The organism is Dyadobacter sp. CY326, assembly GCF_021390515.1.
Lineage (GTDB): Bacteria > Bacteroidota > Bacteroidia > Cytophagales > Spirosomataceae > Dyadobacter.
This window is the reverse complement of the sequence record NZ_JAJUXI010000001.1, coordinates 19,852-34,276: the sequence shown is the minus strand read 5'-3', so window position 1 is coordinate 34,276 and position 14,425 is coordinate 19,852. Positions and strand designations below refer to the sequence as shown.

Genomic DNA, 14,425 nt, shown 5'->3' with positions numbered 1-14,425 from the left:
CTTTACCTTTGCCGCATGAATTTTAAAGAGCAGTTAATCCAGTATCCGATACTCGAAATTGTGGCGAAGGCTGCGGCGGAGCTGGGTGTGGAGGCGTATGTGATCGGCGGATTTGTAAGGGACCTGATACTCAAACGGAATAGTAAGGACATTGACATCGTTTCCATTGGCAGCGGCATTGAGCTCGCGGAAATGGTTGCCGGGCAGCTGGGACCGGATGTTTTTGTCAGCATTTATAAGACATTCGGGACGGCTCAAATTAAACAAGGAGATCTCGAAATTGAATTTGTAGGCGCCCGGAAAGAATCTTATCGGGCAGATTCGAGGAAGCCAGCCGTGGAGGACGGGACGCTAAGCGACGATCAAAACAGGCGAGATTTTACAATCAATGCAATGGGCATTAGTCTCAACAAAACTGCATTCGGTGAGCTTGTTGACCCATTTGACGGCATCCGCGACCTGAAAAAGAAGATCATTCGCACGCCGCTCGAACCCGAGATTACATTTTCCGATGATCCGTTGCGCATGATGCGTGCGATCCGCTTTGCAAGCCAACTTAATTTTGACATTGAGCCGGATACATTCGACGCGATCGTTAAAATGAAAGACCGCATTGAAATCGTTTCCATGGAGCGGATTTCGGATGAGTTGAATAAAATAATTCTTTCCCCGACGCCTTCTTACGGTTTCAAGTTGCTCTATCACGCGGGCATTTTGCAAATTATTTTTCCCGAAATGATCGAATTGCTTGGTGTGGAAACGATTGACGGGAAGGGCCATAAGGATAACTTTTACCACACTTTGCAGGTTTTGGACAATGTGTCTCAACACACCAATGACCTCTGGCTGCGCTGGTCGGCCATTTTGCACGACATTGCGAAGCCTGCCACCAAGAAATTCGATAAGCGCGTCGGCTGGTCGTTCCATAATCACGAAGAAGTGGGCGCGCGGATGGTTCCGGTAATTTTCCGACGGATGAAATTGCCGCTTAATGAGAAAATGCGGTTTGTCAAAAAGCTCGTTCGGCTGCATTTGCGTCCCATTGTTTTGTCTAAAGAAGAAATCACGGATTCTGCAATGCGGCGTTTGCTGGTCGAAGCCGGCGAGGACATTGAAGCGTTAATGAAGCTTTGTCGTGCGGACATTACTTCCAAAAATCCGGATAAAGTGAAGCGCTTTCTGCACAATTTTGATCTGGTGGAACAAAAGTTGAAGGATCTTGAAGAACGCGACAAATTGCGCAACTTTCAACCTGTGATCACCGGTGAGATGATTATGGAAGCTTTTGGCTTGAAACCTTGCAAAGAAGTCGGCATCATTAAAGAAATGGTCCGGGAAGCCATTTTGGAAGGAATTATTCCCAATGAGTTTGAGCCTGCATTCGCTTACATGGTGAATGAGGGCGAAAAAATGGGCTTAACTTTACAATCATAATTTGTCCCTCATATTTTTTAAATGGAAAACAATACCCAGTTCAAACGCTTTTTCGGCGCACTTTTGACCATCTTAGGCATTTCTGTCCTGTTATTTGCGTGTGTTGCATTTTTGTCTGACAAGCCCGTTTTAGGACTTACGGTTACCAAATGGGAGTCGGTCGTTCCGTTTTTAGTCGGGACCGTTTTCCTGCTTACCGGCGTCAATCTCGTTAAGGGCTGAAGGAGCGCGGACCAGAGCGGCTCCGACTGTACATTCCAGGCACTTCCGGAATGTACAGTAATTGTTATACCACTCTATAAGCGACTGTGAATCAGCGGCTGTTTTTACTTTCATTCCCAAAGTTCCCCATTCTCTCATGATCCGATTGTTTTCCGCGTTAATTTCTGACAACCAGGAAATGGCCTTGTCAAGCAATTCAGACTGCTGACGATGCCTGGCGTAGGCGACTAGCAGTGGCACGGCAGCATTGATAATGAGCAGGTTTGAAGCATCTTTGCCTAAGAATGGGACCTTTGATTTTGATTTTTTACCAAACAAATAATGCGCTTGCCAATATTCTGACTGTTCTGCATGGAATAAAGCTTGTAAATCTGCAAAGTTGGAGGCCGAGATGATTTCCGAAAACAAGCTTGTCGTCCTGCTCAATATTGCAGCGAATTGAGCGAGCCGGACGGTTGGGAAACCAGCCGGTCGCATACGCAGATTTTTCCATTCATGACCGCTCATAAGTTGCTCTTTCAAAGCATATTTTGCTTTCAGAAATTGAAATTCAATGCGTAGTTGATTCACGTAATCTTGGTCTGAAATTTTCGGAATCAGCCCCGCGCATCCGAAGAGCAATGCCTCGGTCTGCAACAATTTCCCCCTGTGCCTTCGAACGATTTTCCACGTTACAATGCCGGTCAGGCGAATGAATGCCGCATCGTTTTGTTTAAAACCGAAATGTTTGCCCAACCATTGATAAGCGGTTTCTTCCCAATCACTGTTATTATTTTCAAACAATTGCATGACTTGTGCGGCTTTTTTATCAAGCCTTTCAAGCAGCACGCGATCGAGCATATTGAACTTTTGAATGTCTGGAACCTGTGCAAATAGGGCTGCACAAGGGATGGTTTCAGTTTCATCCTGCAAATGGCGATAGCGCTCCAAAACGGAAGTCGTCACAATATCTTTCAATGTTAATGTTGGCAGCAATGTGCCGTCTCGCCTGACAACCGGCCGGTCATTTTCCCACACAACATGCAGCACAACTGTTTCATAAGCCGCATCTTTTTCATGATTGTGCAAGCTCCAATCGGAGGACTTAACATGGATTTCGACATTGCCGATCCATTGCACATTATCAATAACGACCCTTGCTTCCGAAAAATCGGGTCCAGAGTTGCCATTTCTGTGGCCCGTTCGCAAGATGGTGAGCGGCAAGCCTTCGTCCGTTTTGAGGTTGTTTGAGGCGAAATATTGGAAACGCCATATAAAACTCAGAATATCTTCATTCATAGCATTGGGAATAAGCGTGTGCCGAAATATTTGATGTTGTGCGCATTATTTTCTTTGTCTAAACCTGATTAGTTTCTGTTCTTTGTACGCTGATTTGGTTTGTTGGTCTCGATTTTTGAAGTAAAAAAGTTTTATGCTCCGCCGTTTGCAATTCATTGCGCTTAGATTTCTCATTGTTTTTTTTGTCATTTCAATCGTTTGGGTGCTGGTTTTGAAGTTCTTACCCGTTTGGGTAACGCCTTATATGCTTTCAAGAAAAATTGAAGCTTTCAGGGACGACGAGGACACTGAAATTCACCACGATTGGGAGCCGTATGAGAACATTTCGAAAGAAGTTGCGCTGGCCGTTGTGGCATCCGAGGATCAGAATTTCCCAAAACACTGGGGCTTCGATTTTGACCAGATTTACAATGCGGTGACAGAAAAGCGGAAACGCGCCCGGGGAGCGAGCACAATCTCACAACAAGTGGCCAAAAATGTATTTTTATGGCACGGCCGAAGCTTTGTCCGCAAAGGACTGGAAGCCTATTTCACTGTTTTGATTGAGTTGATTTGGGATAAAGAGCGCATTCTGGAAGTTTATCTCAATGTCGCTGAGATGGGGAAAATGACTTTTGGAGTCGAAGCAGCGTCATTGCGTTATTACAAAAAACCGGCAAAATCGCTCACGCGTTATGAATCCGCCCGCATCGCAGCCGTTCTGCCCAATCCCGTCCGTTTCTCCATCAAAAATCCGTCAGCTTACGTCAACAAACGCACCAGCCAAATCGTAAGGCAAATGCGTTATCTCGGCGGGCGGAAATATATTGAGGGGTTATAGAGTTAAACTTTATTTAAAAAAGTTTGTTTAATTTGGACAAAACTAGACGCACCTATGCAAACAACTTATCATATAAAAGCAGGCGATATTAACGTCAATCTGCTTGAATCCATTAAGAAATTGTTTCGGGAAAATGATCCTGTAACGCTAACAGTTCAGTTGGAGAAGCCTGCCAATCAGGATCAATTCGAGCTATTTCTTAAATCCGAAGCATTGCAGAAGAAATATCCTCCAATCCGCGTGGATAATGATATCGACCTTTCTAGTTTGGCTAATGAAGTCAATCTATGATTTACTTTGATTCTGATGTTCTAATTAATTATTTGGTTGTTCAGGACTTGGCTAAGCATGAACTTGCGACAAGTTTATACCAAAAAGCATCGAGGGATCAGCGATTTTTCATATCACTTTTATCCCTGCAAGAAGTTTCATTTGTACTGGCGAAACTAAAGGTCAATAATAACATCATAACTGAGAAGTTAGACGTTTTTTTGAAATCTGACCCCGCCGGTTATGACGCTAGGTCATTTAAACGAGCAAGCTATCTGGCGGAAATTATTGGCTATCAAAATATCAATGACTGTCTTCACACTGCAATTGCGGAGGCTCACTGCGATGAATTATATACATTCAACCATCGTGATTTCAGATTCCTTCAAAACAATACAAATTTGAAAATTACGATATTGGACTAAGTCTTGAACAAAAAAGACGAATTTCAATAGCACTTGATTGGCCACAAGCAAGTCTTCGTTCAACCTCAAAGCAACTCCAAAACATCCGACCAGCCTACTTTAATCATTCCCGCGGGCACGGCTGCTTCTTTTGTGGTGACTTCCAGGGTTTGGTTTTCGCGGCCGATGTTGTGACTGGCGAGGTTTTCCCAGTCATGGAGGAAAATGGTTCGGAAGTAATTCGCTAATTCGGCGTCTTCAAAAAGTAAACTGGCGTCACGGTTAACGGAAACGCCATCATTTGACCAATTCTGACTTCCTATCAGCACTTTTTCGTTGTCTACAATGATGCCTTTTGTATGACATTTGTCGTGCACTTTGATGCGCATCGGATCAAAACCCATATCGACCAATGCTTCCAGATTTTCACGGGCTGCGGCGGGAATAAAGTTTCTAAAAATAATCCTGACGTCCAGGCCTTGATGCTGTTTTTCAAGCACGGCTTCAATCAGTTCCGCAAGCTTATCATGACCTTCTTTCGGCGCATTGAATGTCTGATTTTGAATGAATAATTCACGTTGTGCGCTCTTGATCAATGCCAGTGTTTCCTCAAAATAATTATCGGGCGACAAAAGCGGCGTGACCGTAAAATTCCGCTCAGCGACAAACGGATCGAAGCTTTGAAACTGTGCCGCAAGCTCTTGTGCCAGATTTTGAGCCGGGATCAGAAAGTAAATGTCTTCTTGGAAAAACTCATTGACGGTCGCAAGTTGCGTCGTTTTGTTGTTTTCGTAATCATGCAAAATGTATTTTTCAAATTCCTTCGCAATCGCCTTGTTTTCAAGCAACACGTGCCAGTCACGGTTATAGTTTTTGAGGAGAAATTCTTGCGTGGGATTTTCAATTTTACGCACATCAGGCTGATTGGATGACTGCCAGCTTCCGCTTGAAACCGAAACGCTTTTGCTGTCGCGAACGGCAACTTTAATGTGGTAACTCGTGGGAACCCAGCCGTTCTTGCTGCCGATCCGCACCCAAGCATTTTTGAGTTTTCCGTCCAATGCATCGCTTAGCTCATCCACCATTTCCTTATCTTCGAGATCGTCTTTTTTGGTGCCTTCGCCAGCATTTGATCCAACCTGAATGGCCATTGTCATTTGCTTGAAAGTTGGCTTCGCCGCGGCAACTTCCACGGCAGCCTGAATGTGCGTGGCTCCGAAATCATACATTCCAACGGTCAGGGATTTATTCGTGGCTTCCAAAAATGGTCGCAAATTGTTCCAGCCAGCTTCGGGACTCACATTGGCGTTCACTTTCATCGGGGCAGTGATTTTTTTCAAATCACCATTTGCCGGCGGAAAATAGCGGCTTTCCAATGCAATTGCGTCCGCCGGACTTAGCATTGTTTCCAGACTTTTGATGCCAGCGTCAAACCCAATGAGGTCCGCAATCGTAGGACCTGAAACTTCAACGGGATAATCCAGAAAAGTCTTTGGAAGCGGGGAGAAGCCTTCTTTTGCGAGCTGGCTGATCGTTTTTCGTTTGAAAACAGTCACTACGATTGCCCGTTTTTTCGTTATCCAGCCATTTTCAAAAACGTAACCCATCCGCAATCCGGCGACATCTCCGCGAGACAAAAACGCCTGTCTGGCTTTTTCCAAAATGGCAGACTCGCTGGCCGTATCATTCGGTTTCAGGACAAGAGAGTCACTTCCGCCGGACGTTGCAGCATTCAAAATCGCTGGCGTTCCTACATTGACGGTGAGTGTAAACGGAATGTTGATCGACACGCCGTTTTCAGCATTGACTACGGCGCCATTGGAATGAACCATAAGCGAACTATCGCTATTTGAAGCCGGATTTGGCTTGGCTGTAAACAATTCGGCGAACAGCCTGCCTTCTTGCGCATTTAATGTCCGCGCGTCCATGTGGCTCAGAATAGAACTGATCCGAACGCCCTCATTCATGATCCATTTGATTTGATCTTCGCCCATGGAACTGGTCCAGATTCCGCCATTCACGGAAACGATGTTCCCGTTTTCATCTTGCTCATAAACACCTGAATGATGCAATCCCACAACTTCCCAGCGCTCATTATAAACCGGCGAGCCCGAAGATCCCGGTGCTGTATCTGTTTGATAATGAAGGAAATGGTCCAAAACATCAATAAGCTGATTTTCACGGAGCCCGATCTGCTTCGGCATGCCATTGGGATGTTCGATCACATTGAGCCATTGCGAAATAATGGTTTTTCCCTCTTCCCTGATCAACGAATTGAACCCATATGCCGACAACGGACGACCGTTGGTGCTAAGTGCGCGTACGGACACAATGGTGTAATCCAATGTTTCATCCGTAAAGAAAAACGTGCTCGGATCAAGCGAAAAAATGTCGGTTGGCTGTAAAACCTGATCAACATTGAACTCGTAATTCATTTCCAGCCGTGCCAATGCAGCGGTGGCTCGTTCTGGCAACACGTGATTATTTGTCAGCATCAATGAAGGCGAAATCATGAAGCCGGTGCCGTAACCAAGCAAATTTCCCGAGGCATTCTGGATCCAGATTCTGCCAACGGTTTTGGAAAAATAAATGGCTTTTGATAAAAAGGATATGTCAACAAGATCATTGGTGCCCAGAATTCTTTCGAGGCTTTTAACCAGCACTTTATCCGTTGTTGGCAATGTTCCCTTCAATGCGGGGAAGGGCATTTGCGACCTGGAAACTTCCGGTAAGCCGGTGACGTCGAGTCCGCGCATGGTCAAGAACTTCGAAACTCTTTCCGGACTGTCAATTTCGAGGAAACGCTGTTCTCCTAAGAGGCTCATGTGCTCCGCTCGTTGCGGCTCGCGATCCAGAAATCTGCGTAACGTGTGGGCGAGTTGCTGCTTGAAATGGCTGTTGATCATGTCGCGAAAGTTGAGGTCGGCAAAGTTGCCTTTAACTGCTTCCTTTGTTCTTTTCTTTCAGAAATTTGTAAGTTCTGTGACGCGCAAGAATGGGGTCTAATTTTTCAAATAAGCCCTGGCTTTTGAAGGCATACCAATTGATTTTGAGCAGATAAAGGCTCACAAACGAGTCGCGGTGTTCCAGGATAAAAGCGCTCGTTTTTGTTTGCAAATCCAGCCTTTCGAGCGCTTGTAACCCGTGCCAGTAATCAATGCTGTCGGCCTGCGCTTTCTTTCGGGCAAGTGCTTCGCCTGCCGTGTAAACCTTCAATCGGTCGTCGGAAGGTTTTTGTATATTTTGCCAAAAGATTTGCCATTCTGCATTGCTTTTTGAATTGCTGACGGCAGATTTTGAGAGATCCGTTGTGTCGAGCTGAATGCGGATTCCTGGTTCGAGGAAAAAGAAAAGCGAGCCTTTGAGCTGGGAAACCTGCATTTGATACAGGTTTGGAACCAGGTCCTTTTCCATTTGCAAATTAACGCTGTCCTGGCCCAGTTTCAGCGAATGAACAGTTGCCGCAAAGCCTTTTTCACGTGTCAGTAAAATCGCTTTGCGGCCTTTAAGTCCTTCGGGATTAACAATTTTTATCCTGACAAGCTGACCAAATGACGCAATCGAAAGCGTGAGCAGTGCGATACATTGCAGCAGAAATTGGGTCATTTTCAGCGATCAGATTTAAATCAATTATTTTATCTCCACTTTCACCAAAACCGGCTGGTGATCAGAAGGATAACGTTGCTCCCTGGCATCCGTTAGAACGCCGTATTTGAGCACATCGATATTTTTACTAACGAAAATGTAATCAATGCGTTTGTCCATGGGTGCGTCAAACTTGAAACTGTTGAATGTGCCCTCCGGACCGTAAGGAGCCTGTTTTGTAACCTCGTGCGTGTCGCTCAAAATGCCTTGAATTGTTTTAATTTGCTCGGTGTCAGGGGTTGAGTTAAAATCTCCGGTAAGGATAACTGTGGATTTGCCTGCAATTTCCTGAATTTTCTTCACCATTAAATGTCCCGACTGCCTGCGCGCTTCAACGCCCTGATGATCAAAGTGCACATTGAAAAAATAGAATTCTTTCTTGCTCAAAAGATCCTGAAATTTACCCCAGGATGAGATCCGGTTGCAGCAGGTTGCGTCCCATCCTTTGCCCGGTTTGTCGGGCGTTTCGCTTAGCCAGAAATCGCCCGATTGCAATAATTTAAAACGGTCTTTTTTGTAAAAGATCGCAGAATGTTCGCCGCCTTCCTTGCCATCGTCGCGGCCTTTGCCATAAAATGCGTAATCCGTTAATTCAGCAACATCTTTCAGCTGTCCGATCAATGCTTCCTGAACGCCAAAAATGTCAAATTCGTGGAATCGAATCAAACCTTTTACATTCTCCTTGCGATTGGGCCAGGCGTTGACGCCGTCGTTCGCGGTGTTATAACGGAGGTTGTAAGAAGCGACATTAATCGTGTTTTTTTGTGCAAAAGTGCTTTGGCACAATGCAAACGCCAGGTAAAAGGCTAAGGCAATTCTTTTCATTTTAAAACGGTTGGCATAAATTAAGTTTGTAACAACAACAACATTCCCGAAAGATGTTTCACGACTCGGGAATCGGCAAAAATCGGACATAAATCGCTGATTAATGTGCATAACAGATTAAGTAATCGCCCTCTTTGTTTTACTTTTCTTAATAATTATTTAAAGTTTACGCGTTCGCAGTGTTTTTTTGTAACTCGTAGTTCCTTATTAGCCATTTATAACATACTGCATATTACGCGAATGAATATTTATCCGCAGGCTTCCCGCATTCTGCTGGCCATCGATTGCATCATTTTTGGATTTGACGGAAAAGACATTAAGCTGCTGCTCGTCAAGCGGAATTTTGAACCCGAGAAGGGAAAATGGTCGCTTATGGGCGGTTTTTTGAATTCTGATGAAGACCTTGCAGACGGCGCCGCACGCATTTTATACAACCTGACCGGACTGAAAAACATTTATGTCGAACAACTCGAAACGTATGGAAAGGTTAAACGCGATCCGGCTGAGCGAACAGTTTCAGTCGTTTTTTTTGCATTAATTCAAATTGACGATCATGATTCTGAGGCGGTTAGGAGCCATAATGCGTCCTGGATCACCTTGGAAAACAGGCCTGCATTAATTTTTGACCACGAGGAAATGGTTTGCAAGGCCATCGAACATTTAAAATACAAAGCTGCATTGCACCCCATTGGCTTCGAGTTGCTTCCAGAACTTTTCACCATTCCGCAGTTACAAAAACTTTACGAAGCCATTTACAGCATCCCGCTCGACCGGAGAAATTTTAGCCGCAAACTGCTTTCAACAGGCTTATTAATTGACACGGGCAGGAAAAACAACAACAGCACCACGAAAAAGGCGACGCTTTATAAACTTGACGAAGTGCGCTACAAAGAAAAATTCCACTCGTTCTGGAATTTTATGCCCGACAGCATGAAGCAGTCGTAAGGGTGGATCTCGCAATTGCAGTCAAACTTACATGATCAAATGCGACGATCAAATGTGTGAACGGTGTCAAATTTTAATTGTGTCAATATTACACCAAAGATAAATTAAATTATATTTGTTGGCTGATTAATGAAATAAAACATATTATTGCCTCGATCTTATCCTAATCCACAATGAAAGAAGACTACGTTATTGGCATTGATTTTGGCACGGATTCGGTAAGAGCGCTCGTCGTCAATGCACAAACCGGCGAACAAGCGGGCACTGCGGTGCGCGAATACAGCCGATGGAAACAGGGAAAATATTGCGATGCATCGCTGTCCCAATTCCGGCAGCACCCGCTGGATTATCTGGAAGGGCTGGAAGGAGCGGTTAAGGAAGCGCTCGAAAAAGCAGGCGATCATGTCCGGCAAAACATTCGCGGAATCTCTGTTGATACGACTGGTTCCACGCCCGTGGCCGTTGATCGCAATGGAACGCCGCTTTCACTTTTGCCTGAATTTGCGGACAATCCGAACGGCATGTTTATCCTTTGGAAAGACCATACGGCCAATGCCGAAGCAGAACAAATCAATGATCTCGCGCACGGTTTGGCGACAGATTACACCAAATATGTAGGTGGCATATATTCATCTGAATGGTTTTGGGCAAAGATTTTACGAACATTGCGCGTAGATCCAGAAGTGCGTGAAAATGCTTTTTCATGGGTGGAACATTGCGACTGGATCTCGGCAGAGCTTACCGGAAATACAGATCCGCTTACATTGAAAAGGTCACGCTGTGCGGCGGGCCATAAGGCGCTTTGGCACCAGGATTTTGACGGACTGCCTCCTAGTGATTTTTTGTCAAAGCTCGACCCGCTTCTAGACGGCATCGGGGATCGGCTGTTTTCCCAAACGGAAACTTCCGACGCGCCAATGGGCACCATATCCAGTGGATGGGCGAGCAAGTTAGGTGTTCCAGAGAATGTTGTGATTGGCGTAGGCGCATTTGATGCGCATATGGGTGCCGTGGGCGCGTTGATCGAGCCTTATTCTTTATGCAAAGTCATTGGCACTTCCACTTGCGACATGCTGATTGCGCCCAATGAAGAGGCTGGACATCTACTGATCAAGGGCATTTGCGGACAAGTGGACGGCTCTATCATTCCCGGCATGCTGGGCATGGAAGCAGGACAATCTGCATTTGGAGACATTTACGCATGGTTTGCGAAACTAATCATTGAACCTGTCAGAACTTTGTTGGGTGAAGAAGCGGCGCAGGAAATGTCGCGCAATTTGATTCCGCATCTTGCAAAACATGCTGAGAAATTGCCTGTCACCGATAACGACATCATTGCCATCGACTGGCTGAACGGCCGCAGGACGCCCGATGCAAATCATACGTTAAAAGGCGCCATTCTCGGCTTAAATTTAGCCAGCGACCACGTTCGCATTTTTAAAGCATTGGTTGAATCGACGGCTTATGGTTCCAAAAGCATTGTGGAAAGGTTCAGGCATGAAGGTGTGCCAATCCATCAGGTGATTGCGATTGGAGGCGTGGCGAAAAAGTCGCCGTTTGTGATGCAAACATTGGCTGATGTGCTCAATATGCCTATCAAAGTGGCCGCGTCGGAACAAGCGTGTGCATTGGGAGCGGCTATGTTTGCGGCTGTGGCTTCGGGAGTTTACACATCATTGCCCGAAGCGCAGGAAGCGATGAGCTCCGGCTTCGATGCTGTTTATTCCCCCAGACCTGCGCAAGCGGCTGTTTATCAGACCTTATATCAAAAATATTTACAGACAGGAGCGTTTCTTGAGAACAGCTTTCTTCACCAATTTTCACTTGCATAATGGTTGATTTAAAACAATTTGAAATCTGGTTCGTCACCGGGAGCCAGGATTTATATGGAGATGAAACGCTTCGGAAAGTGGCTGAGCACGCACAAATCATCAGCCAATATTTCAATGATGCGTCGGAAATGCCTGTCAGAACGGTTTTTAAGCCTGTTGTAAAGTCCTCCGGAGAAATTTTCAACATTATGCAGGACGCCAATGTTACGGCAAACTGCATTGGAATCGTTGCGTGGATGCACACATTTTCGCCTGCCAAAATGTGGATACGCGGATTGCAGATCATGCAAAAGCCGTTGCTTCATTTGCATACGCAATATAACCGCGACATTCCGTGGGCGGACATTGATATGGATTTCATGAATTTGAACCAGTCTGCGCATGGCGACAGGGAATTTGGTCACATTATGACGCGGATGCGCCTGAACCGGAAAGTTGTAGTGGGCCATTGGCAACAAGCGCAGGTAATGAACGATGTGGCGCAATGGACCCGTGTTGCTGCTGCACGACATGATATGAAAGGAGGGAAATTTGTCCGTTTTGGTGATAATATGCGGGAAGTCGCTGTTACAGAAGGTGATAAGGTTGCAGCTGAAATGACCTTTGGTTTCTCGGTAAACACACACGCGGTTGGCGATCTGGTTGCGGTGATTAATCAGATTTCGGATGAGGAAGTCGGTCGGTTGATAGACGAATATCAGTCGCAATATGAACTTTCGGCGGGCATCAGGAAAGGAGAGGAGCGGCATGATGCACTTCGGGATGCGGCCCGCATTGAACTGGGGTTAAAATATTTTTTGGAAAACGGAAATTTTAAGGGTTACACCAACACTTTTGAAGATCTGCATGGCATGAAACAGCTTCCCGGCATCGGCTCGCAGCGCATGATGGCTGCGGGTTACGGATATGCCGGCGAGGGCGACTGGAAAACGTCTGCAATGGTGCGCGCATTGAAAGTGATGGGCAGCGGTTTGCCGGGCGGCAATTCCTTCATGGAGGATTACACGTATCATTTCGATCCGGCCAATAATTTGGTTTTAGGCTCACATATGCTGGAAATTTGCCCGAGTATCGCGGCTGCGAAGCCTTCTTGTGAAATCCATCCGTTGGGAATTGGCGGAAAAGAAGATCCCGTCCGGCTGGTTTTTAATGCATCGGCAGGGCCAGCCATTAATGTGTCTTTGGTGGATATGGGCAACCGTTTTAGGATTTTGGTCAATGAAGTTGAAGCCGTAGCAGTGACGGAAGCGCTGCCCAAATTGCCCGTTGCGAGGGTTTTATGGAAACCAGCGCCGGATATGGCAACGGGTTGTGCCGCCTGGATTTATGCAGGAGGCGCGCACCACACCGCATACAGCCAAAACCTGACGACGGACCACATTGAAATGTTTGCTGAAATGACGGGCGTAGAATTGGTGGTTATTGACAAAAACACTTCGTTAAGGCAGCTGAAAAATGAATTGAGATGGAGCGAAGCTTCTTATAAATAACAGGGCATGTCAAAATACACTTATTTAAAAGAGCAGGTTTACGAGGCCAATATGGAGATCCCGAGAGAAAATCTGGCGATCGTTACATTTGGTAATGTGAGTGGAATAGACCGGGATGCTGGTGTGATCGGCATCAAACCCAGCGGTGTACCTTATCACAAGCTGAAAGTGGAAGACATTGTAATTCTGGACCTGGAAAATCAGGTTGTAGAAGGGGCGATGCGCCCATCTTCTGACACCAAAACGCACACATTGCTTTATAAAAGTTTCCCTAACATTGGCGGCGTGTGCCATACGCATTCCACCTACGCGGTGGCCTGGGCGCAAGCCATTAAACCGATTCCAAACCTCGGAACAACACACGCCGACCATTTGACAACCGCCGTGCCGGTAACGCAGGTGATGTCTGACGAAATGATCCAGCGGGATTATGAATTGGAAACGGGCAATCAGATTCTGGATCTTTTTGCTGCGGAAAATTTAAGTTATGAAGAAACCGAAATGGTCCTTGTGGCTTGTCACGGACCGTTTACATGGGGTAAAGATCCGGCAAAGGCCATTTACAATTCAATTGTTTTGGAAGAAATTGCAAAAATGGCGTTTCTGACCCTGACGATTAATCCGTCGTGTGAGGCCATTAAGCAAAGTCTGTGCGATAAGCATTATTTTCGTAAACACGGAAAAGATGCTTACTACGGGCAGGGATGCTAATTATTTCTTCTCCTCCAAACGTCTGCTTGCAATGTTGCGCATTTGTTGTAGTGCCTCCTGGCGTGACATGCGTTTCTCGCTCGCTTTTGCTTCATTAATGGATTCTTTGGAAAAACGACCTTTAAATAGGTTCCAAATGGCAAATATCATATCGGGTTATTCTTAATAGTTTAATCAACTAACGTAATCCAAACATAGGAAAGTTTAGGATATAAAAAAACTACCAGCAAACAAGTTCGCTGGTAGTCATTAGATTGTCTAAACGTTGAGTATGAAGTCCTTTTTTCTCAATAAATTAACTTAACACGCCCTTACGCAGTTTACTGCCAGGATTAAATTCGTCCTTGATCCAACGAACGAAATTGTTGGAGTTCGTTTTGTAAATCTCCATAGACAATGGCTTTATGCCACTGAATTCCACCTCTTTAACGTACTCTGCATGCAATTTTAGAATTTCAGACAGGGTTTTGCTATCAGTTTTCATTTATTCAGGGATGTTAAGGTTACGACAGGTTTGGATTTTTACCATACTAATGTTGTTCCCAAAGT

Annotated in this window: 14 protein-coding genes; 9 read left to right on the top strand and 5 right to left on the bottom strand. The window is 45.5% G+C overall.

Annotated features, from left to right (window positions below; genetic code table 11):
• Positions 1 to 15: 15 nt before the first annotated feature.
• Together LZG73_RS00160 and LZG73_RS00155 are read left to right on the top strand one after the other, a co-directional pair.
• Complete coding sequence (locus tag LZG73_RS00160) at positions 16 to 1,434, top strand: CCA tRNA nucleotidyltransferase (RefSeq protein WP_233845466.1); 1,419 nt, start codon at positions 16 to 18, stop codon at positions 1,432 to 1,434.
• A gap of 21 nt (positions 1,435 to 1,455) precedes the next feature.
• Complete coding sequence (locus tag LZG73_RS00155) at positions 1,456 to 1,656, top strand: hypothetical protein (protein ID WP_233845465.1); 201 nt, start codon at positions 1,456 to 1,458, stop codon at positions 1,654 to 1,656.
• Here the strand turns inward: LZG73_RS00155 and LZG73_RS00150 are convergent.
• Complete coding sequence (locus LZG73_RS00150; protein WP_233845464.1) at positions 1,606 to 2,934, bottom strand: DUF2851 family protein; 1,329 nt, start codon at positions 2,932 to 2,934, stop codon at positions 1,606 to 1,608. The two genes, LZG73_RS00155 and LZG73_RS00150, sit on opposite strands and share 51 nt — an antisense overlap.
• A gap of 133 nt (positions 2,935 to 3,067) precedes the next feature.
• On the opposite strand from LZG73_RS00150, the gene mtgA reads away from it, so the two are divergent.
• From mtgA to LZG73_RS00135, 3 genes are read left to right on the top strand one after another with little or no spacing between them, the layout of a single operon-like run.
• Positions 3,068 to 3,754 (top strand): monofunctional biosynthetic peptidoglycan transglycosylase, encoded by a 687-nt coding sequence (gene mtgA / locus LZG73_RS00145; protein WP_233845463.1) that lies wholly within the window; start codon positions 3,068 to 3,070, stop codon positions 3,752 to 3,754.
• 54 nt (positions 3,755 to 3,808) lie between these two features.
• Entirely contained in the window at positions 3,809 to 4,045 is a 237-nt protein-coding gene (locus LZG73_RS00140) for a hypothetical protein (protein ID WP_233845462.1), read from the top strand.
• On the top strand, positions 4,042 to 4,449 hold the full coding sequence (locus LZG73_RS00135) for a type II toxin-antitoxin system VapC family toxin (RefSeq protein ID WP_233845461.1): 408 nt from the start codon (positions 4,042 to 4,044) through the stop codon (positions 4,447 to 4,449). The genes LZG73_RS00140 and LZG73_RS00135 overlap by 4 nt, the downstream gene beginning before the upstream one ends.
• A 65-nt stretch (positions 4,450 to 4,514) precedes the next feature.
• Here the strand turns inward: LZG73_RS00135 and LZG73_RS00130 are convergent, their stop codons facing one another.
• From LZG73_RS00130 to LZG73_RS00120, 3 genes are read right to left on the bottom strand one after another with little or no spacing between them, the layout of a single operon-like run.
• The gene (locus tag LZG73_RS00130; RefSeq protein ID WP_233845460.1) at positions 4,515 to 7,334 is read right to left on the bottom strand and encodes a phospholipase D-like domain-containing protein; all 2,820 of its coding nucleotides are present in this window, start codon (positions 7,332 to 7,334) and stop codon (positions 4,515 to 4,517) included.
• Between the two features lie 31 nt (positions 7,335 to 7,365).
• The gene (locus LZG73_RS00125) at positions 7,366 to 8,034 is read right to left on the bottom strand and encodes a DUF4369 domain-containing protein (RefSeq protein ID WP_233845459.1); all 669 of its coding nucleotides are present in this window, start codon (positions 8,032 to 8,034) and stop codon (positions 7,366 to 7,368) included.
• A 24-nt stretch (positions 8,035 to 8,058) separates the two neighbouring features.
• Complete coding sequence (locus LZG73_RS00120) at positions 8,059 to 8,898, bottom strand: endonuclease/exonuclease/phosphatase family protein (RefSeq protein WP_233845458.1); 840 nt, start codon at positions 8,896 to 8,898, stop codon at positions 8,059 to 8,061.
• Between the two features lie 240 nt (positions 8,899 to 9,138).
• Between LZG73_RS00120 and LZG73_RS00115 the strand changes: the two genes are divergently transcribed.
• The 4 genes from LZG73_RS00115 (at position 9,139) to LZG73_RS00100 (ending at position 13,876) form a co-directional block, all read left to right on the top strand.
• Positions 9,139 to 9,843, top strand: coding sequence for an NrtR DNA-binding winged helix domain-containing protein (locus LZG73_RS00115; protein WP_233845457.1), 705 nt, complete (start codon positions 9,139 to 9,141; stop codon positions 9,841 to 9,843).
• Positions 9,844 to 10,016: 173 nt separating this feature from the next.
• Positions 10,017 to 11,675, top strand: coding sequence for a ribulokinase (locus LZG73_RS00110; RefSeq protein ID WP_233845456.1), 1,659 nt, complete (start codon positions 10,017 to 10,019; stop codon positions 11,673 to 11,675).
• Positions 11,675 to 13,165: an L-arabinose isomerase gene (araA, locus tag LZG73_RS00105; RefSeq protein ID WP_233845455.1), complete on the top strand. Its 1,491-nt coding sequence runs from the start codon at positions 11,675 to 11,677 to the stop codon at positions 13,163 to 13,165. Before LZG73_RS00110 ends, araA begins: the two co-directional genes overlap by 1 nt.
• Positions 13,166 to 13,171: 6 nt before the next feature.
• The gene (locus LZG73_RS00100) at positions 13,172 to 13,876 is read left to right on the top strand and encodes an L-ribulose-5-phosphate 4-epimerase (RefSeq protein WP_233845454.1); all 705 of its coding nucleotides are present in this window, start codon (positions 13,172 to 13,174) and stop codon (positions 13,874 to 13,876) included.
• Here the strand turns inward: LZG73_RS00100 and LZG73_RS00095 are convergent, their stop codons facing one another.
• Complete coding sequence (locus LZG73_RS00095; protein ID WP_233845453.1) at positions 13,877 to 14,026, bottom strand: hypothetical protein; 150 nt, start codon at positions 14,024 to 14,026, stop codon at positions 13,877 to 13,879.
• Positions 14,027 to 14,425 lie beyond the last annotated feature (399 nt).

Excerpts from the sequence above, each read along its gene's own strand:
- LZG73_RS00160 (WP_233845466.1), top strand. The coding sequence starts at position 16 with ATGAATTTTAAAGAGCAGTTAATCCAGTATCCGATACTCGAAATTGTG.
- LZG73_RS00155 (WP_233845465.1), top strand. The coding sequence starts at position 1,456 with ATGGAAAACAATACCCAGTTCAAACGCTTTTTCGGCGCACTTTTGACC.
- LZG73_RS00150 (WP_233845464.1), bottom strand. The coding sequence starts at position 2,934 with ATGAATGAAGATATTCTGAGTTTTATATGGCGTTTCCAATATTTCGCC.
- mtgA (WP_233845463.1), top strand. The coding sequence starts at position 3,068 with ATGCTCCGCCGTTTGCAATTCATTGCGCTTAGATTTCTCATTGTTTTT.
- LZG73_RS00140 (WP_233845462.1), top strand. The coding sequence starts at position 3,809 with ATGCAAACAACTTATCATATAAAAGCAGGCGATATTAACGTCAATCTG.
- LZG73_RS00135 (WP_233845461.1), top strand. The coding sequence starts at position 4,042 with ATGATTTACTTTGATTCTGATGTTCTAATTAATTATTTGGTTGTTCAG.
- LZG73_RS00130 (WP_233845460.1), bottom strand. The coding sequence starts at position 7,334 with ATGATCAACAGCCATTTCAAGCAGCAACTCGCCCACACGTTACGCAGA.
- LZG73_RS00125 (WP_233845459.1), bottom strand. The coding sequence starts at position 8,034 with ATGACCCAATTTCTGCTGCAATGTATCGCACTGCTCACGCTTTCGATT.
- LZG73_RS00120 (WP_233845458.1), bottom strand. The coding sequence starts at position 8,898 with ATGAAAAGAATTGCCTTAGCCTTTTACCTGGCGTTTGCATTGTGCCAA.
- LZG73_RS00115 (WP_233845457.1), top strand. The coding sequence starts at position 9,139 with ATGAATATTTATCCGCAGGCTTCCCGCATTCTGCTGGCCATCGATTGC.
- LZG73_RS00110 (WP_233845456.1), top strand. The coding sequence starts at position 10,017 with ATGAAAGAAGACTACGTTATTGGCATTGATTTTGGCACGGATTCGGTA.
- araA (WP_233845455.1), top strand. The coding sequence starts at position 11,675 with ATGGTTGATTTAAAACAATTTGAAATCTGGTTCGTCACCGGGAGCCAG.
- LZG73_RS00100 (WP_233845454.1), top strand. The coding sequence starts at position 13,172 with ATGTCAAAATACACTTATTTAAAAGAGCAGGTTTACGAGGCCAATATG.
- LZG73_RS00095 (WP_233845453.1), bottom strand. The coding sequence starts at position 14,026 with ATGATATTTGCCATTTGGAACCTATTTAAAGGTCGTTTTTCCAAAGAA.